Annotated in this window: 19 protein-coding genes; 6 read left to right on the forward strand and 13 right to left on the reverse strand. The window is 41.2% G+C overall.

All coding sequences use genetic code 11. The annotated features are described in order from the left end of the window. Positions 1-8: 8 nt before the first annotated feature. The 5 genes from F3G91_RS08345 to F3G91_RS08365 are packed head-to-tail and all read right to left on the reverse strand — an operon-like array spanning position 9 to position 2,896. Positions 9-332 (reverse strand): DMT family transporter, encoded by a 324-nt coding sequence (locus F3G91_RS08345; RefSeq protein WP_149701262.1) that lies wholly within the window; start codon positions 330-332, stop codon positions 9-11. Continuing rightward, a complete protein-coding gene (locus tag F3G91_RS08350) occupies positions 329-658 on the reverse strand; it encodes a DMT family transporter (RefSeq protein WP_103558934.1) in 330 nt (109 codons plus the stop codon). The genes F3G91_RS08345 and F3G91_RS08350 overlap by 4 nt, the downstream gene beginning before the upstream one ends. Positions 659-662: 4 nt before the next feature. Further along, positions 663-1,181: a hypothetical protein gene (locus F3G91_RS08355; protein ID WP_149701263.1), complete on the reverse strand. Its 519-nt coding sequence runs from the start codon at positions 1,179-1,181 to the stop codon at positions 663-665. A gap of 13 nt (positions 1,182-1,194) precedes the next feature. Beyond that, complete coding sequence (gene kdsA / locus F3G91_RS08360; protein ID WP_004317708.1) at positions 1,195-1,995, reverse strand: 3-deoxy-8-phosphooctulonate synthase; 801 nt, start codon at positions 1,993-1,995, stop codon at positions 1,195-1,197. Between the two features lie 10 nt (positions 1,996-2,005). Beyond that, the gene (locus F3G91_RS08365; RefSeq protein WP_149701264.1) at positions 2,006-2,896 is read right to left on the reverse strand and encodes a DMT family transporter; all 891 of its coding nucleotides are present in this window, start codon (positions 2,894-2,896) and stop codon (positions 2,006-2,008) included. 151 nt (positions 2,897-3,047) lie between these two features. Here F3G91_RS08365 and der point away from each other — a divergent pair, with 151 nt between their 5' ends. The 6 genes from der (at position 3,048) to F3G91_RS08395 (ending at position 10,622) form a co-directional block, all read left to right on the forward strand. Next, a complete protein-coding gene (gene der / locus F3G91_RS08370; protein WP_148824440.1) occupies positions 3,048-4,436 on the forward strand; it encodes a ribosome biogenesis GTPase Der in 1,389 nt (462 codons plus the stop codon). Continuing rightward, positions 4,417-4,938, forward strand: a complete 522-nt coding sequence (locus F3G91_RS08375; protein WP_149701265.1) for a shikimate kinase — start codon at positions 4,417-4,419, stop codon at positions 4,936-4,938. Before der ends, F3G91_RS08375 begins: the two co-directional genes overlap by 20 nt. Before the next feature lie 648 nt (positions 4,939-5,586). Continuing rightward, entirely contained in the window at positions 5,587-6,552 is a 966-nt protein-coding gene (trpS, locus tag F3G91_RS08380) for a tryptophan--tRNA ligase (protein WP_149701266.1), read from the forward strand. An 8-nt stretch (positions 6,553-6,560) separates the two neighbouring features. Then, positions 6,561-7,001: a copper resistance protein CopD gene (locus F3G91_RS08385; RefSeq protein WP_149701267.1), complete on the forward strand. Its 441-nt coding sequence runs from the start codon at positions 6,561-6,563 to the stop codon at positions 6,999-7,001. A 10-nt stretch (positions 7,002-7,011) separates the two neighbouring features. Beyond that, entirely contained in the window at positions 7,012-8,256 is a 1,245-nt protein-coding gene (serS, locus tag F3G91_RS08390; protein WP_149701268.1) for a serine--tRNA ligase, read from the forward strand. Beyond that, positions 8,256-10,622, forward strand: a complete 2,367-nt coding sequence (locus F3G91_RS08395) for a tetratricopeptide repeat protein (protein ID WP_149701269.1) — start codon at positions 8,256-8,258, stop codon at positions 10,620-10,622. Before serS ends, F3G91_RS08395 begins: the two co-directional genes overlap by 1 nt. Positions 10,623-10,669: 47 nt before the next feature. On the opposite strand, the gene F3G91_RS08400 is transcribed toward F3G91_RS08395, so the two are convergent. From F3G91_RS08400 to F3G91_RS08435, 8 genes are read right to left on the reverse strand one after another with little or no spacing between them, the layout of a single operon-like run. Then, positions 10,670-11,248, reverse strand: a complete 579-nt coding sequence (locus F3G91_RS08400) for a hypothetical protein (protein WP_087583491.1) — start codon at positions 11,246-11,248, stop codon at positions 10,670-10,672. Between the two features lie 8 nt (positions 11,249-11,256). Continuing rightward, the gene (locus F3G91_RS08405) at positions 11,257-11,751 is read right to left on the reverse strand and encodes a TlpA family protein disulfide reductase (protein ID WP_009294896.1); all 495 of its coding nucleotides are present in this window, start codon (positions 11,749-11,751) and stop codon (positions 11,257-11,259) included. Beyond that, positions 11,741-12,430: an ABC transporter ATP-binding protein gene (locus F3G91_RS08410; RefSeq protein ID WP_004317741.1), complete on the reverse strand. Its 690-nt coding sequence runs from the start codon at positions 12,428-12,430 to the stop codon at positions 11,741-11,743. Before F3G91_RS08410 ends, F3G91_RS08405 begins: the two co-directional genes overlap by 11 nt. 1 nt (position 12,431) lies before the next feature. Beyond that, on the reverse strand, positions 12,432-13,574 hold the full coding sequence (locus F3G91_RS08415; protein WP_103598595.1) for an ABC transporter permease: 1,143 nt from the start codon (positions 13,572-13,574) through the stop codon (positions 12,432-12,434). Beyond that, positions 13,561-14,853: an ABC transporter permease gene (locus F3G91_RS08420; protein WP_149701270.1), complete on the reverse strand. Its 1,293-nt coding sequence runs from the start codon at positions 14,851-14,853 to the stop codon at positions 13,561-13,563. Before F3G91_RS08420 ends, F3G91_RS08415 begins: the two co-directional genes overlap by 14 nt. Next, a complete protein-coding gene (locus F3G91_RS08425; RefSeq protein ID WP_149701271.1) occupies positions 14,850-16,229 on the reverse strand; it encodes a Fe-S-containing protein in 1,380 nt (459 codons plus the stop codon). The genes F3G91_RS08420 and F3G91_RS08425 overlap by 4 nt, the downstream gene beginning before the upstream one ends. A gap of 51 nt (positions 16,230-16,280) precedes the next feature. After that, positions 16,281-16,802 (reverse strand): iron transporter, encoded by a 522-nt coding sequence (locus F3G91_RS08430; RefSeq protein WP_004317727.1) that lies wholly within the window; start codon positions 16,800-16,802, stop codon positions 16,281-16,283. 20 nt (positions 16,803-16,822) lie between these two features. Beyond that, a complete protein-coding gene (locus F3G91_RS08435) occupies positions 16,823-18,766 on the reverse strand; it encodes an FTR1 family protein (protein WP_149701272.1) in 1,944 nt (647 codons plus the stop codon). Between the last annotated feature and the right edge of the window lie 170 nt (positions 18,767-18,936).

Genomic DNA, 18,936 nt, shown 5'->3' on the forward strand with positions numbered 1-18,936 from the left:
TTTGCTCCTTAAACGATCTTTAACATCACCACGCTAAAGATGATGAGCGCTAAAAACAAGGCTTTTTTAAAATTTATCTTCTCACCTTCAAAAACCACGCCCACCACGACTGCTCCGATCGCTCCGATGCCTGTCCAGATCGCATACGCCACCGACATAGCGATAGTTTGCATCGCATAGCTAAGTAGCGTTAGAGAAAGGGCGAAATTTCCAAGCAAAAGGATGAAATTTGCCCACTTTTTTACGCCTGTGCTTTTTGAAAATTTCGTGATAAAAAAGACGCCAGAGACTTCACAACATCCAGCTAATAAAAGCGCCAAAAAGTGGATCATTCTTTTATACCTTTTAGCCCAAGCACGCCTAAAATGAGCGTCGCTATGAAAAATAGCCTAATGAAATTTGGCATGATCCCGCTTGCTACGTAGTCGCTAACGATCTCAGCTATGACGATAAAAACCGTCCCAAAGCCCACAAATACAGCATAAGAGATGCTTACTGGCAGATATTTTAAAGCCTTCATAAACGAAACAAAACTTATGCTTACAAGCAGCGTCGTAAGCAAAAATTCACTTAAATTTGACGCGTGCTTTAGCCCATACGCCCAGCCACACTCAGCCACCGCACCTAGAAATATCCACAAAAAGCCTCTATTTGACATAAATTTACTTCATACCTTTTATGGTATCAACGATCTCTTTTACATTTGCGCTAATCGCCTTATTTTCAAGGCTATCATCGTTATTTTGTCCAACTAGCCCCTTTAAATTTCCAAAGACTCCAGGATTAAACCTTAGCTCGCTAGAGCTATAATGCCTCAAAACTTCGCCATTTCTAACGACTTCTACCTCGTAAGTAAGGTAGATATTGCCCATCCTGTCGCTTTTAGCAAAGGTTGCCTCGCCTATAAATTCCCTGCGGTGAGTTATCTTTATCTTTAGCTCGTCGCTTGAGTTAGGATCGAGCAAATTTTCTTTTGTAAGCGCCTCAGTGATTTGCTTGTTATACTTTTTCTCGATCATTTTTGGGCTTTGGTAGAGAAATTTTGTCGGCTCATGGCGCTGCACATGAGTGTAGCCAATGCCCTCAAATTTATACTTGCCAGCAAGTGGCACCTTTGGCTGAGATGAGCCACAACCTACCAAAAATAACACTCCTAAAAGTAGCGCTAAAATCCTTTTCATCTCTCTCCTTAGTTTAAAAATTTAAAATTTCCTCTATCTTTAGCGTGTCATTTACGACCTTTTCAAGCTCGTCTAAATTTAGCATATTTGGTCCGTCGCAAAGCGCTTCGCAAGGGTTTATATGCGTCTCATAGAAAAATCCATCCACCCCAACGCTAGCTGCTGCTCTTGCAAGATAAGGGACAAACCTAGCATCTCCGCCACTTTTTTCGCCAAGTGCGCTTGGCATCTGCACGCTGTGGGTCGCGTCAAAAATGACTGGTGCAAATTCTCTCATCATCACCAAATTTCTCATATCAACGACTAAATTTCCATATCCAAAGGTGCTACCTCGCTCGGTTAGCCAGACGCCATTTGCCTTTGCGACCTCGTATCCATCGCCGCTCACGCCTCTTGTTTCAAGCACTTTTTTAACAGAGTGTTTCATCGCTGAAGCCGCTAAAAACTGCCCTTTTTTGATATTTACGACCGCTTTTGTCTTTGCAGCTGCCACGAGCAGATCAGTTTGGCGGCACAAAAATGCAGGAATTTGCAGCACATCAGCCACTTCACCAACTGGCTGAGCTTGATAGCTCTCGTGGATATCGGTTAAAATTTTAAAGCCAAATTCTTTTTTTACTTCAGCCAAAATTTCACAACCTTTTTCTAGTCCAGGGCCACGAAATGAGCTAATACTCGTGCGATTTGCCTTATCAAAGCTCGACTTAAAATAAAAATCAAGCTTTGGATTTTCATTAAATTTAACTAGCCTTTTTGCCACTTCAAAAACAAGCTCCTTGCTCTCTATCACGCAAGGTCCAGCGATTAAGATCATATTTTCTCCTTTATTTTTCTTTAACAACTAAAATTCCACTCACCACAACTAGCAAGATGCCTAAAAGTGCCAAGTGATTTGGCAACGCATCGCCCATAAAATAGCCAATAATAAGCGTAAAAATGACGTCTGCGTAGCTAACCGCAGCGATCACACCAGCCTTTTTGCCAACCGCAAATGCCTTTGTCATAAACGCCTGAAAATAATAACCAGTAAGCCCCATTAGCAAGATGAAAATGAGGTTGTTCCAGTTTGGCATGCTAAATTTTGAAAACAAAAAATCAAGCGGCTCGTATGTAAAGAACTCCGCCAGTCCCATGCAAATAAGCGGCAAAAATGTGCCCCAAAGCATGAAGCTTAGCACGATGATGTTTGTGCCGTAGCTCTTGTTTAGCTCCTTGACGCTTGTGTAGGCGATAGCCGCTCCAAGGCCGCTCCAAATGCCGATGATATCGGTTTTATTGATACCTAAATTTGGCTGAATAACAAGCAAAATTCCACCAAATCCTAAAAAGACAGCAAACCAGCCAAGCGAGCTTAGACGCTCCTTAAAAATAATAGCTGCGAGAATGGCTGTAAATATCGGATTTGTCTTTTGAAAGGTAAAGGCTGTGGCTAAATTTACGTGTGCTACGTTATAAAAAAATGCAAAAAGCGCCACCGTGCCCACAAACCCACGAAACATCAGCAAGAAAAAGTGCCCACCAGTTTGTTTAAATGGAAATTTATATATGGCGTAAACCACGATAACAAGGCCGATGAGATTTCTAAAAAAAACAACTTCTATAGAAGGCATATCTTTACTCAGATACTTTGCAAATGCGCCAGTCACGGCAAACATAAAGCAAGCAAAGAGCATATAAAAAATGCCAAGATGTGAAATATAAAACCTTTTTAACATCGCAAAACCTCTAAATTTAAAGCACTCATTTTAATGAAAAATGGCTTAAAATTTAGTTGTTTTTTCTTTTATTTCGGCGCTTTTAAGCGTAATTTTATACTTTATATAAGAGAAAAATTTGTATAATCAGCCATCATAAAAAGGACAAAATTTGCAAAAAGTAATACTAGTAGGCAAGCCAAATGTCGGCAAAAGCTCACTTTTTAACCGCTTAGCAAGAAGACGCATCGCCATAACAAGCGACGTTAGCGGCACCACAAGAGATACAAACAAAGCTAAGATCGAAGTTGAGGGCAAAGAGTGTATATTAATCGACAGCGGCGGGCTTGATGATAGCAGCGAGCTTTTTAAAAACGTAAAAGCAAAGACCTTGGCAGAGGCTAAAAACTCAGACGTTATCTTATACATGGTCGATGGCAAAATGATGCCAGATGATGAGGATAGAGCCATTTTTTACGAGCTTAGCAAGCTAAATTTACCAATCGCTCTAGTCATCAACAAAATCGACAGCAAAAAAGACGAGCAAAGAGAGTGGGAATTTGTAAGTTTTGGCGCAAAAAACTCATTTGGAATTTCAGTAAGCCACAACACTGGCGTCGATGAGCTTAGCATCTGGCTAGCGAAGCACCTAGAAGAGAAAGTGCAGATAAAGGCCGATTTGAACGATGATTTTGATGATTTTTTAGAAAACTATAACGACGAGGGCGAGCTAAGCGACGAGATAGACTATGAGAGCAAAAATATAAGAGTTGGCATCATAGGCCGTGTAAATGTCGGCAAAAGCTCACTTCTAAACGCTCTTGTAAAAGAGAGCCGTGCCGTCGTTAGCGACGTAGCAGGCACTACGATCGACCCAGTCAATGAAATTTACGAGCATGATGGCAGGGTTTTTGAGTTTGTCGATACTGCCGGTATCAGAAAGCGTGGCAAGATCGAGGGTATCGAGAGATACGCACTAAATAGAACTGAGAAAATTTTAGAAGAGACAGACGTCGCACTACTCGTGCTAGATAGCTCTGAGCCTCTAACCGAGCTTGATGAGCGCATCGCTGGCATCGCCTCGAAATTTGAGCTTGGCGTCATCATCGTGCTAAACAAATGGGACAAAAGCAGCGAAGAATTTGACGAGCTTTGCAAAGAAATAAAAGATAGGTTTAAATTTCTCTCATACGCGCCGATCATCAGCGTTTCGGCACTTGGTGGCAAAAGAGTGCATAAAATTTACCCACTCATAGTTGAAATTTACAAAAACTACACCCAAAAAATCCAAACTTCAAAGCTAAACGAAGTGATCGGCGAAGCGACCAAAGCGCACCCACTGCCACGCGACAAAGGCAGGGTCGTGAAAATTTACTACGCAGTGCAGTTTAAGACAGCACCTATCATGATAGCGCTCATAATGAACCGCCCAAAATGCCTGCACTTTAGCTACAAACGCTACCTAACAAACAAGCTTAGAGAGAGCTTTAGCCTAGCTGGAGTGCCTATCGTGCTAATCCCTAAAAAACGTGGAGAGAGTGATGAAGACAAAGAACAATAATATTGTTTTAATAGGGTTTATGGGCGTTGGCAAGGGCACCACTGCAAGGGCGCTAAGCAAGGCGCTAAAGACGATGAATCTTGACTGCGACGACTTGCTAGAGAGCTCGCAAAATATGAAGATAAAAACTATCTTTGATGAATTTGGCGAAGAGCATTTTAGGCAGCTTGAAAAGGATCTGGCTAAATTTCTAGCCACAAATGTCAAAAATGCGATCATCTCGACAGGTGGCGGCTTTGCGAAGGTTAAAAATTTAAACAAAATAGGCACCGTGATCTATCTAAAGGCAAGCTTTGATGCGATCATGCAAAGGCTAAAAAATAGCAAAAATAGCGAGAAAAAACTCGCCAAACGCCCTCTTTTAAGCGACCTAAAAAAGGCTGAAGCGCTACATCTGGAGCGCGAGAAGCTTTATGAGAAAAAGGCTGATTATATCGTTGAAGTAGAGGGCAAGACCCCAAAGCAGATCGTAAAAGAGATAAGGATACTTTTAAAAGTTTAGTTGCAAAGTACGTGGGCTGCTTGCAACGATAAATTTCAAGATCAGGCTAGATGGAGTCTGGCGTGGTGTTGAAATTTGTGATGTTTGAGCTAAATTTAACGTTTTATAGTGAGAAATTTTGGCGAAATTTTGAGATAAATTTTAATCAAGACTAGGCATTTAGCCTGCGAGATAAACTTTAAGATCAAGCTAGACTAGAAAGTCTAACATGATGTTAAAATTTAAACGTTTTGGCAAAGAATTTTTTGTTTAGGCAAGGCAAAATTTTGTTTTTCTGCCGAGTTAAATTTTAAGATTAGATTAGATACAAAAGTCTAATGTAACGTTAAAATTTAAAAAGCATTTTGGCGAAGTATCGTGAGATGAATTTTTGCTTCACTTGTTCGCAACGCTAAAGCGACGAGAGTTGTGAAGAAATTTTAAGCCGAGGCTAGACACATAATGCCATGCTAAATTTTAAGATCAAGCTAGATACACAAAGTCTAACGTGATGTTGAAATTTAAACGTTTTGGCGAAGATTTTTTTTGTTTAGGCAAGACGAAATTTTGTTTTTAAGTGAGGGCTAGACAGATGGTCTGCCGAGCTTGAAAACAAAATTTCAACGAAGCATAAGCGAAAAAGTCAAAGCCAAAATTTGAAAGGATAAGATGAGAGTATTAACCGGCCTCCAACCAAGCGGAAAGCTGCATTTAGGCAACTATTTTGCCTCGATAAAGCAGATGGTTGATATGCAAGAAAAAAACGAGATGTTTATGTTTATAGCAAACTACCACGCGATGACTAGTCTTAGCGAGGCAAAGGCGCTAAAGCAGAACACATTTGACGCTGCTTGTGCCTTTTTGGCGCTTGGAATCGACCCAAACAAGAGTATTTTTTGGGTACAAAGCGACGTTAAAGACGTGCTTGAGCTTTACTGGGTGCTAAGCCAGCACACGCCTATGGGGCTACTTGAGCGCGCACACAGCTACAAAGACAAGGTTGCAAAGGGGCTTAGCTCGCACCACGGACTCTTTAGCTACCCAGTTTTGATGGCAGCTGATATCTTGCTTTATAACGCGCAGGTCGTGCCTGTGGGCAAGGACCAGATCCAGCACGTAGAGATAGCACGTGATATTGCGATCAAATTTAACAACGAACATGGCGAGATTTTTACTCTGCCTGAGGCAAAGATCGATGAAAACGTAGCCACCGTGCCTGGCACAAACGGCGAAAAGATGAGCAAAAGCTACGGCAATACGATCGATATCTTCTCTGACGCCAAGACGCTTAAAAAGCAAATTTCAAGCATCGTGACTGATGGCACGCCGCTTGAAGAGCCAAAGCAGTGGCAAAACTGCAACGTCTATAACATCGCAAAACTTTTCTTAGATGAGAGCGGACAGCGCGACTTGCAGGCTAGATATGAGCGTGGAGGAGAAGGTCACGGACACTTTAAAGCCTATCTAAACGAGCTTGTTTGGGACTATTTTAAAGATGCAAGAGAGAAATTTGAATACTATCAAAACAACCCTGACGAGGTGGCTAAAATTTTAGATCTAGGCGCTAAAAAAGCTCAAAATGTAGCTCACGAAACGATAAAAAAAGTGCGTGAAGCAGTTGGAATTTACAGATAAGGAAAAATATGCAAAATTTATATCCCTACGCGCAGATAATTCACCTTTTTTGTGCGATCATTTTTGTTGGTTATCTATTTTTTGATGTGATCATATTAAGAGCGGCGAGCAAAAAGATGCCGCCAGAGCTTGCTCAAAAGGCAAAGCAAGCCATCGGCTCAGTAGCTGTTAAAATCATGCCTATTTGCGTGCTACTTTTAGTTTTAACTGGTGGCATGATGATGAGTAACTGGGTCGGCAGCAAGGCTGGAGGCTACTTTGAGACAAATTTACAGATCGCTTTTATGATCAAATTTTTCTTAGCGATGGTGATCGTGGCTGCGGTTATAACAAATTTAAGCTGCAAATTTATATTTAAGCGCCCTAGCCCACTTGGCAACATCCACCCTATCGCACTTACGCTTGCGGTGGCGATCGTCTTGCTTGCAAAAGTTATGTTTATGGTTTAAGGAGAGGATAATGATAAATTTAAAACTACTTGAGACAAACTACGATGAATTCGTAAAAAAACTAGAGGGCAAAAACGTTAAAGCTAGCTTGCTAGACGAGCTTTTGCACACTTTTAACGAGCTAAAGCAAAAGCGCAAAGCGCTTGAAAATTTCCAAGCGATCCAAAACGCAAAGAGCAAGGAGCTTGGCGTAAAAGCAAGAGCTGGTGAGGACGTGAGCGAGCTTAAGAGCGAGCTAAATTTAAACAAAGCTGCCCTTGCTGACGCTGATGAGATCGTTAAACAATACGAAGAAAAACTTGAGCAAATTTCATTTAGCGTGCCAAATATCACCGACGATGACGTGCCATTTGGCAAGGACGAGGACGATAATGTCTGCATAAAAACGGTGCTTGAGCCTACTAAATTTGACTTTACGCCAAAAGAGCACTGGGAGCTAGGCGAGAGCCTTGGCTGGCTTGACTTTGAAAGAGGTGCAAAGCTCTCAGGATCTCGCTTTACCGTGCTTCGCGGCATGGGAGCAAGGCTTAGTAGAGCGCTTGTTAATTACATGATCGACTTTAACAGCGCGCGCGGCTTTGAGCTTGTAAATGTCCCTTATCTAGTAAGCTCAAACACACTTTTTGGCACTGGTCAGCTGCCTAAATTTGAAGAGGATCTTTACAAAGTGCGCGACGAGGATCTCTACCTCATCCCAACTAGCGAAGTGCCTGTAACAAATTTATACAATGACACGATCATAGAAGCTAGCGAGCTGCCTATAAAGATGACTTGCTACTCAGCATGCTTCCGCCAAGAGGCAGGCTCAGCAGGACGTGACACAAGGGGCATGATCCGCCAGCACCAGTTTGAAAAGGTCGAGCTTGTAAGCATCACAAAGCCTGATCAAAGCGAGGGCGTGCTTGCTGAGATGATATCTTGCGCGAGCGACTTGCTAACTAGCCTTGGTTTGCCTCACCGCCACATGCTTCTTTGCAGCGGCGATCTAGGATTTAGCGCAGCAAAGACGGTAGATCTTGAGGTTTGGCTACCAGGTCAGGGCAAATACCGCGAGATAAGCTCTATCTCTAATACTCGTGATTTTCAAGCAAGAAGAGCAAAAATTCGCTTTAAAGATGGCAAGAAAAATATGCTTGTAAATACCCTAAATGGCTCAAGTCTGGCAGTTGGCAGGACGCTAATAGCGATAATGGAGAACTACCAAAAGGCTGATGGCACTATCGAAATTCCAGAAGTTCTTAAAAGGTATATGTAGTGGCTGATGACGAGGTTGTAGTTCTAAAACCACCTGGCGAGCAAGCAGAGCAAGCGCCTGAGGAGGCAAAAGCCGAGGCGCCTGAAGAGATCGTCTCGCTTGATAGCATCGCAAATGACGGCGTGCTTCAAGATGAGAGTATCCCAGAGCCAATACCAGTAAAAAAGAGCAAGAAAAAGCTCTTTATCATCATCGGTGCGGCTGCTTTGGTGCTTGTCATCTTGATCGCTGTTTTGTTAATCGTCTTGCTAAAAAAAGATAAAAAAGAGGAGATAGACACTACAGCTATCGTAAAAAATATAGAAAACAACTACCAAACGCAAAATTTTGGCGCTTCAAAGATCGATGAGATGATCAACAAAGCAAACCAGCTTTATGAGCGTGGCAATAAATTTGAAGCGTTAAAAATTTATGAAAACATAGCTGTTTATAACCAGTCACTTTCAAACTACAATCTTGGCGTTTCGCAGATGAAACAAGAAAAATGTGACGAGGCGATCATCTCATTTAACAAAGCGATAACTGATCGCGAAAATACCGCGGTGAGTGCCATAAACGCCGCTGTTTGCTCACTTGAGCTAAATAACACTAAAAATTTCAACTACTACATAGGGCTTGCAGACTCCTTTTTGCAGTATGAAAACAGCTCGCCACTTTACAGCTACTACTATGCACTGGTTAATTATTACAAGGGTAATTACTACGAGGCGCTGCAAGCACTCTCTCACCCTAGCACAGATGACTACAAGGGCGAGTATGCCTACTTGAGCGCCAAAATTTTATCGCTTCTTGGAGATGACGAGAGAGCCATAGCTGAGCTTGAAGGGCAAAAGGCCTTTAAGGCTGACTTTACGCTAGCGCAGCTTTATGCAAGGCTTGGCAAATACGACAAGGCAAGGGACCATCTAACAAAGGCTTCTAAAAATACACCAAATATCGATCTTATCAAGATGACTGAGGCGCTAATCGATCTAAAGACTGCTGATTATGGCGACGCGGCGGCATTTATCAAAGACGTTTATGACTACAACGCCTCGATGCCAAGTAAAATTTATAAGATAAAGACCATACTAAAGCCAGATCTCTTTGACGTCAGCCTAGCTCAGGCGCACTTTAGTGACGATATGTTTTTTGATAGAACAAGGCGCTACGAGACGCTATTTTACTTTGCGCCTTACAAGGTTTTTGACGCGAAACGGAGCATCGAGCAGATAAGAAAAGGCGGAGTTAGCGTCTTTTTAGATGACACCTCAGCGGCAAATGACTACCTTAGCCAAAGTGCCGCCGCCTCAAAGGTCAATGCAAAACTTAGTGAAGCCATCGCAAAGGCACTTAACTACCGATTAAAAGAGGCAAACAAGGACTTTGAAGAGCTAGCCAAGGCCTATCCAAACCACTCGATCTTGCAGTATAACCTGGCTCTAAGCTACGCTCAGCTTGGGAATTTTAGCCTTGCAGCAAAGCACTTTATAGCAAGCTATCATCAAGATGTAAATAACCATCTTTCAGGCATCTTTGGCGCGATCTGTATGGATATAAATAGAAATTTAAATCCAAAACTAGTTGAGGAGATCGGCGAAAATTTAGAAAACGACAAAAGCCTAAAGCCTGTAAATTTATATGCCTCGCTTTTAAGCCTAGTTAGTGGCAACCAAAGTGCGATGATAAGGTGGCTTGAAGAGCCAAAAGAGCCTACGACGCTAAATTTAGCCTTTGATATCATCACCGCTAAAATTTCAAACAACGATGAGCTAATGTCAAAAAAAGCTGATGAGCTCATGAAAATCTTGCCAAACGACATCATCGCAAATATCTTAAATTTCATCTCTAAAAACAAAGATCAAAACATCAAAGAGTACGCAAAAGCGATACAAATTTACTTTAACGATAAAAATCTCGACTCAAATGCCTTTTATCACGGCGCTGACATCATCAAAAAGCAATACATAAAGCTACTTCAGATCTCAGGCTTGCTAACAAGGGAGCGCGACAAGCTAAGAGCCCAGCTAAAGAGTGCGCCAAAGAATATAAATTTGATCCAAACTCTAGCCTACGTGGATATCTTTACAAATGACTTTGACGAGAGCTATAAGCTTTATAATGAGGTTATAGACGAGTTTAAGATAAATGACGCTGGCACGTTATTTTTGGCCTCTGTGGCTGCGACTGGAGCTAACAAAATAACAAATGCGATCGCACTTTTGGAGCTTACAAAGCTGAGCGACCCAAGCGCTGTTGAAAACAGAGCTGCCCTTGGCTTTATGTATCAGCAAATTGACAACATAAAAGCAGCTCTTATACAATACAGCAAAGTAGGAAACGTAGGATATAACAACGAATTTTATGATTTTATGATAGACAACTAGAAAATTTAAAGCTAGGTCTTTAAAAGCCTAGCTTTAGATAAATTTCTCTACCTTTGTGAGACGTTATAGAAAAAGCTAACGATCTGTTTTGCTAGGCGCTCTTTGAAAAATGGCCAGATGTAGCTTGGCGAATAGACATTGCCCGCTTGCATGAGCGAGATATTTGTCGCTTTCTCACCGCCATCTTTTGGGCGCACTAGCACGCTTACTTGCATGTAGTAAGCATAGCTGTTTGTGCTAAAGTCATCATCGTCATCATAGTCAAATGGGAAAAACATCGAGTAGCCAAAGCCAAAACTTGGTCTGCCAAAGCCATATCCCATGCCCATTGAAAATCTAGGATCTCTTTTGGTTGTCCTAGAAAAGCTTTGCACGTCGCCAAGGATGATGAAGTCGGCATTTTTGATATTTGGCTCATTTCTAAAGCCAGCCTTTGCAAATTCGCTTAAAATTTCAGCATTTACATCTTGTCCAGTCGCGCTATTTTTAAAATTTACATAGACGCTTTTGTTTGCTTCTCCAAGCGTAAAAAATATCGGATCGCTCGTTTTTACCGAGATATTTGGCGTGCTGCTAGCACATCCGACAAAAAATACCGCTAGAACAAATAAAAAGAAATTTCTCATCTTCACTCCTATAAGAGCGATCTTATAGCACCTTCAAGCACACTTTTTGGTGTAAGACCGATAAATTTTGATCGCATCTTACCATCTTTATCAAAAAAATAGATAACTGGTACGCCCATAACGCCACCAACTGCCTTGCTGAAGTAATCCACCGAGACCTTGTCGCTTGTAGTTTTAAAGGTGATGTTGTGCTCTTTTAAGATTTCGATATCCTTATCAAAACCCTTGCTAGGTCCTAAAATGCCAATGAACTGAACCTCTTTGCCATACTCTTTTTCAAGTGCGTTTAGATCAGGGATCGCAGCCTTGCAAACTCCGCAGTCTGTGCCAAAGAAAAAGAGCATATATGGCTTATCGCCTATCTTTAGGCGCTTCTCAGTAGGGAAAAACTGCGTATCGATGCCACTTGAGTCATTTAGAGTGATGTGGTGCTTCTCATACTGCTTGACGCAGCCCAAAACTAGGGCTGAAACTAGACATAAAAGTAAAATTTTATATCGCATTTGGCACCTTTGGATTTTCAATAGTGCGGATCTTCTCTAGTTTGCCGTGTCTTAGATAGACGATCTTATCGCCATACTCGCCTAGATCTGGGTTGTGAGTGACTAGAAGTATCGTCTTGCCCTCTTTTCTTAGCTTGCAAAATAGATCAAGTATGATCCTCTCATTTGCCTCGTCAAGGTTACCAGTTGGCTCATCTGCTATTAAAATTTCAGGGTCGTTTATGAGTGAGCGCGCGATACAAAGGCGTTGTTGCTCGCCACCACTTAGCTGACTTGGTCTGTGCGTTAGCCTGTGAGAGAGACCAACTGCCTCAAGCGCCTTTTTAGCATCCTCTTCATCAACTGAGCTATGATAATACTGCGCTATCATCACGTTTTCAAGAGCGCTAAGATATGGCACTAGGTGAAACTGCTGAAAGACAAGTCCGATCTTTTCACGTCTAAATTTAAGCGTATCATCGGCATTTAGGTTGCTCGCATCATCGCCGCCAAGCATATATACGCCGCTACTTGGAGTATCCATTAGAGAAAGGATATTTACAAGAGTACTCTTACCACTACCGCTTGGTCCCATGACGCTGACCCACTCGCCCTTTTTAACCTCAAAACTTATATCATCAAGTGCTTTTACATCGCCAAAAATTTTACAAATATTTTTAAGTTCTAGTGCATTTTGCATATCATTCTCCTCTTAGTGTATCTGCCATTTTGTTATTAAGTGCCCGTTTAATCGGGTAAAATGCTGCGATCGCTGCAAAAAGAAGTGATATGACCACAGCTACTGGGATGCTTAGAATTCTAAAATCAATACTAGAATCAAATATCGCATAACCTAAAATTTGAGCTAGTAGATAACCTAAAAACGCTCCAACTAACGCTGAAATGAGCGCTGTCACAAATGTTTCAAAGCCAAATAGCCTTAGCACGTCTTTTTTGCTAGCGCCTATGGCTCTAAGAAGTGCGATCTCACGTGATCGAGAGAGCAAGATAGCACTAAGCGTTGTATTTACGCACATTGAAGTGATAAGCAAGATGACAAGGCTCACAAGCGCCATTAGAAGTTTGATCTTCTCTAAGATGTAGCCCTCAGACTTTGAGACCTTTGCCACTGGTTTTGCGACTATTTCATCGTTGCTTATAGTCTTTGCAAGCGATGTTATCTCGTCAAAATTTCCAAGCACAACAGCCTCTGCGTAGTTTATCTTGCCAGCTTTGTTTGAAATTTTCTGAGCCAAAGATAGTGACGTGATCAAAAGAGCGTCCTCTTTGTCGCCACTTGCCACTACGCCTTTTATCTTTACATTTATGCTCTCGTTTGAACCAATGGCACGAATTTCTATATCATCGCCTGCTTTAAAGCCAGCTTGACGAGCAAGATCGACGCCTATTAGCACGTTTTTATCGTCAAAATCGACATTTATCATAGTTCCATCTCTAACATCTAAAAACGGCTTAACCTTTTTTAGATTGCTAAATTTTGTCCCCATGACGATGGCATTAGTTGGGCCGATATTTGCCTGAGCAAAGAGATATCCACTCTCGCCAAGAAGCTTATCTTTTGGGACTTTAGCGATCATTTCATTATAGGTTTTTTCACTCATATCATCGCTTGTCGCCATATCTTTTGGAGCAAAGATCATATTTGCACCATAAGTTTTTAGCTCACGTGAGACCTTTGAGTCGATGTCCAGATAGACATTGACAAATGCCGCACACACGCACGCTCCAAGCAAGATCGAGATCACGATGACCATAACCCTTGATGAGCCATTTTTTAGGCTTTTGTAGATAAGGTTGTAAAAGAATTTGCTATTTGCGGTCATATAGCACCTCCGCAGGTAGTAAATTTATGACGTTTCTCATTGGCATTAGCGAGCCAACGACTGAGATGAGCAAGGCAAATGCCACGCTAATTGGCAGCACGATCCATGCTATGCCTATGCCGTGAGAGAAGATGATGTAAGACATCACGTAGCTTAGCGCGTATCCTAAAAATGCTCCCGTGATGCCTGCAAAAAAGGCAACCACAAGGCTCTCGCTAGCAAAAAGGGCGTAAATTTCAAAGTTACTTGCGCCTATGGCTTTTAAAAGTCCGATCTCTTTTTTACGGCGGTAAATTTCACTTGTCATTAGCGATGTTATGCCAATAGCTGAGACCACAAGAGCGATGATACTAACGATACCCATTAGACTTTGAATTTTCTTTACGATATTACTCTCCGCATCACTTACTTGAAGGCTTGCCTTTGCGCTAACGTTTGGTAAATTTTCTTCTATCTGAAATGCGATCGATCCCGCATAAGCTGAGCAGTACCATTTATCATACTCTGCGCTATCAAGGTTGTCTAAATTTCTTCTTGCTTTTAGAGATAGGTCATTTTCTGGGATCGTCATGGCTGAGACCTCGGCTTTTGTGTATGAGCCAGCGTGTCCTGAGAGATCACCAGCAAGTTTGAGCGAGCCTATTAGCTTATGAGCCTCATCGCTTGATCCTTTTAAGATGCCAACCACGCTAACCTCTTTTGTGCCGTTTTTGCCAGCAAGGCTAAGCTTGTCGCCAACTTTTAAATTTTTAGCCTTTGCAAGCTCATCGCCGACTAAAATTTCATCCATGCTCTCATCTTTTGGCCAAGCACCCTCAACACCCCAAAATCCATACAAGCTCTTAACACCTGTGCTAAATTCTGGCTCGTCTTTTAGTCCGATATTTTTATCAAAATATGTCCCCTCAAAGCTAAACTCATCGCCCTTAGCGTCTTTTACCTTTGTCTCTAAAAACGGAGCAAAAGCAACGATGTTATTTCTCCAAAAGATCTCTTTTATCTTGTAGATATCAGCCTCTGGGAGTAAATTTTGTGATTTTAGTGGGGTGAAATTTTTACCCTCGATCTCGATGCTTAGGCTCTCACCACGTGGTAAAACGACGATATTTGAGCCATATCCTCTAAGCTCGCTTGCCACTTGATCGCCGATTTTTAGCGTGATATTTAGCATGCAAGCTATCAAAAGAGCAGCTAGCAAGATAGTGATAAACGCCATCGTCTTTTGCACCTTTGAGCCAGTGATCGAGCTTTTTATCATTCTTAGTTGCATATTTTTCATTTTAACGTTCCATTTGTTTCTACATATTTTTCTGGATTTGCTTCAAATTTCGCCTGAGTTTCGTTGCTCTCAAAGAAATATGTGCGTCCGTAGTATAAATATGATCTTGAATCAAGATTGCTCACCTTTTTACGGCTTACAGGGTCAAGCACCATCTTTTCGACGACCTTGCTAAAGTAGTTTGCCCCTGCGACGATCGTTTTATAATCAACTATGATGTTTTTACCATCGAAGGTAAATGCCATAGGGATCGGGTTACAACCGCCCTCTTTGCCAACTGACGGCAAGAAAATTCTAACATTACAAGAGATACAAATAAGATCATTACCTTTTTTTATGTAGCCCATATCGCCGCATATCATGCACGAGTCAAAGACGATGACAGGAGATGGGCGGTCGCTAAAGCGGTTTAGCAAGAAAAATCTTATCTGTTTGCCCTCATCTGTGATGTAGGCAAATCTGTGAAGTTCATTATCTTTTAACATATCAACATCAAATATAAATTTATCTCCCACTGGCTCAACCAAGACTGGCTCTGAAATTTGAGGTGGGCGAGATGCGTAAAGATCAAAATAAAGTGAAAAGCCAAGCGCTATTAAAACGCTGCAAAATGCAAATTTTGCATTGTCAAAGACATTTTCTCTAATGGCTTTTGTAAAGCGGTATTTGATAGAACCAAACGTGCTCTTATCGATACTTTTTGGCATAAAGCAAAGTGCTATGATGCATAAAAGTAGGATCACAACTATGTAAAAATAGGCACTAAATTCTGTGACATAGATGCCTTTTGCGCTGATAGATAAAATTTGAGAATTTAGCTCGCTACTTATCTTTAAAGCGCCTGCACGTAAAAGCTCAAGTGCAGTTTGCGAGCTTCTATCGACTAGCAAAAATACTAATGTGATAAGAGCTAAAATTTTAGCTACTGATGATGGGATGCTAGCTTTTAAATTTGAAATGAAGAAAAATAAAAATAGTATCAAGATCATCGCAAAGATCATCAAAAAGAAGCTTATGACTGAAAGCGTATCAAGCAGCTCGCCACCAAATAGTGGGAACAAAGCGCTACTTGAGCTATAACCAAAACCAAAGCCGATGCCTAAAATAAAAAATGTTACGATTTTTGCTATCTTAAGCTCGAAAAATATCCATAAAATGCTAATTAGTAGAAAAACCAGCGTCACAGAATCAATAAAAATTTTAAACTGGTCATCAACAAGCGCATGACGAGCAGCTTTAAAGATAAGCACACCGGCAACAACGCCAAGAAATGATGGTAAAAAGATCGTTTTTAAACTTTTGCCATTGTTATTTAAGGCAGCAAAAAGCGTAAATCCAAGGAGGGCTAAAAAGACCTGATAGAAGTAAATTGACATAACTAAACCCTATGAGAATTTTTAAAAAGGGGCGAAAACGCCCCAAAGTGATTATTTAACAGGACCACCTGTCCATTGAAATTTATAAGTTGTTGTGAAAGGCTCAAACCATTTACCAACACCAGTCTCTTTGTCAGCGTGGCGACCAAAGCCTTGTTTTTCTGGATTGTCGATGTGGAATTTAAGCTCATAGTTACCAACACCTGTATCCATTTTTACGTTAGCGCCGTAGTGTGGGCCATCGCTTGCAACCATAGGCATAAATGTACCTTTTTTAGTTTTACCATTATCAAGGTTTTTTAGCTCATAGTTGATCTTTAGATATGGGATCCACTCGCCTTCGCCAAAGCCGTTTTTGTTGCCTTTTATAGCGTGGATGTCAGCCTCTAAGTGAAGATCAGCCAAGCTTGGAGCTAGATCAACGCCTTTTGGCTCCATGTCGATTGGCTCAAGATAAACTGCAGCTATCTCCATGCCATTAGCCTCTACAGGCTCGCCGATTGGGTGCTCTCCAGCAAGTGCAAAACCAGCTGCTAAGCTAAGTGCTAGAGCTGAACTAAGAATTTTATTCATATCCTCTCCTTTATATAAGATTAGTTTTTATTTTGTTTTGATTTCATGATAACGATGCCTATGATTAGGGCAAGCACCATAATGATCTGAGGTACTAAGCTCTCGTAATATGGCATAAGTCCTAGCCAGTCTCTCATCCAGTCAGGAAAATTTAGTCCTTTTATGATAGTTGGGATGAAAATTTTGCCCTCAACTAGCTCGCCAACGCCCTTGCCAACAAAGACGATCGACATATAAAAGATGATCGCTGATGTAAATATAAAAAATGGTTTAATAGGAATTTTAACAGCGAAAATTTTAAATAAGAAATAGACTATCAAAAGAACGATAAGACCTACGACAAAGCCAGCTGCGATCATTGAGTAGCCAGCTGAGTCTTTTGCGTCAAAGATAAGTGCTTGATAAAATAGCACTGTCTCAGCGCCCTCTCTAAATACCGCTAAAAATACAGTCCACCAAAGTGCTGTGCTTGAGCCACTTGAGATAGACTCAGAAACGTGTGATTTGATGTAGTCGTTCCATTTTTTAGCGCCAGCATTTGAAAGAAGCCAGAAGCCAACGTAAAATAGAAGTCCCACTGCAACAAGCATAGTGATGCCTTCCATAAGCTCTCTTTTTTGACCTGCTGCCTCGCCAAAGATGATGTTCATTATCCAAGCCATGACAAAGCTTAAGATGACAGCCACGCCAACTGAGCTATATACGACTTTGCCCATAGCTTTTGCATTGCCAGTTTTTACAAGATATGCAACAACGGCTGCAACGATGATAAGAGCTTCAAAGCCCTCTCTTAAGATGATAGTTAGCGCCCAGATAAATAGCGTCCAAGGTGAGCTTGAACCGCTAGTTTTCTCAAGTGCAGCTGCTAGCTGAGATGACATCTTGCTTGCACTCTCTTCAAGTGTTTTTTCGTCTGCGCCTGACTTCATAAGGGCTACAAGGTTACCAAATGTAGCTTCGATAGCTGTTTTTAAATTTACATCTATCGCACCTACTTTGTTCTCCATGCCGCTACCTTCAAACTCATCAAAGTAGATATCTTGGATATCGCCCATAGCTTTGGCGCTATTGCCACCTTTATAAAGCGCGATAGCTGCTTGAATTTTGTCATTTATGTTTTTAACAGTTTGAGTGTAGTCTGTGCCGCTATCTTCGCTGCTATCGCTAGATGCTGCACTACTCATATCAACTTTTGCTAGTTTTACTGTCTCAGCTGGGAGTTTAGCGATAGCGTCATACGCTAGCTTTTTGATCTCTTCTAGCTTTGTTTTAAAATCATCTTTTGTTATGCCATTTGTGATGCCACTGATCGCTTCACCCATCTTTCTTTGGATGTCAGCATCTATACTTTTGCCATTTTCTATATATTGGCGAACGGCGATTTCAAGTTGAGTATTTCTATAATCATTAAATTTAGCATCTTGGACAGAATTTTTAGCATCATCTTGTTTATCGCCCTCGTAGCTTGCTATGGCTTTATCAAGAGTTGCTGATAAATTTTCAAATGCCACCTTCCACTCAGGGATAAATTTAGAAGTGTCATAGCCACTTGCAGCAGCTTGTGCTGGGGTGTCTGAATACTCGCCAACAAGCTTATGTCCATTTAAAATAACTGGCAGAACTTCAGCGATTTCGCTATTTATCTGATCTATTCTTTTTTGCACATCATCTGGTGCTTCGCCAGCTTTTATCGCCTTTCTGATCTCGCCAAACTGCTTCTCCATAGAGTAAGCTTTTTTCTGACCTAAATTTATTCTGATGCCAGCTTCGACATCTTCAAACAGACCAAAATAAGCATTTTGAGTATCGCTAACTGCTTGCTCGACATTGCCAGCTCTATACTCTGTTATTACTTTTTGTAATGACTCTTTTATCTGAGCTGCGACTTGTGTGTAGTCGTCATTTTTTGCCACAAGCCAGATAGGCAGTAGCATGATAAGCATAAATTTAAAAAATTTATTCATTAATTAAACCACCTGTGAGATTATTTTAAAGCGAAATATTACCAAGGCTTTACTTTGATTAAAATAAAAACGATTATCATAAAAGAATGTAAATTGAAAGCACAAATAATATTTTTTACAATCTAATAATCAACTTTACGTAAATTTAGGGCTTTAGAGGATTAGAGATA

It is taken from the genome of Campylobacter concisus (genome assembly GCF_902460715.1).
GTDB lineage: Bacteria > Campylobacterota > Campylobacteria > Campylobacterales > Campylobacteraceae > Campylobacter_A > Campylobacter_A concisus_AK.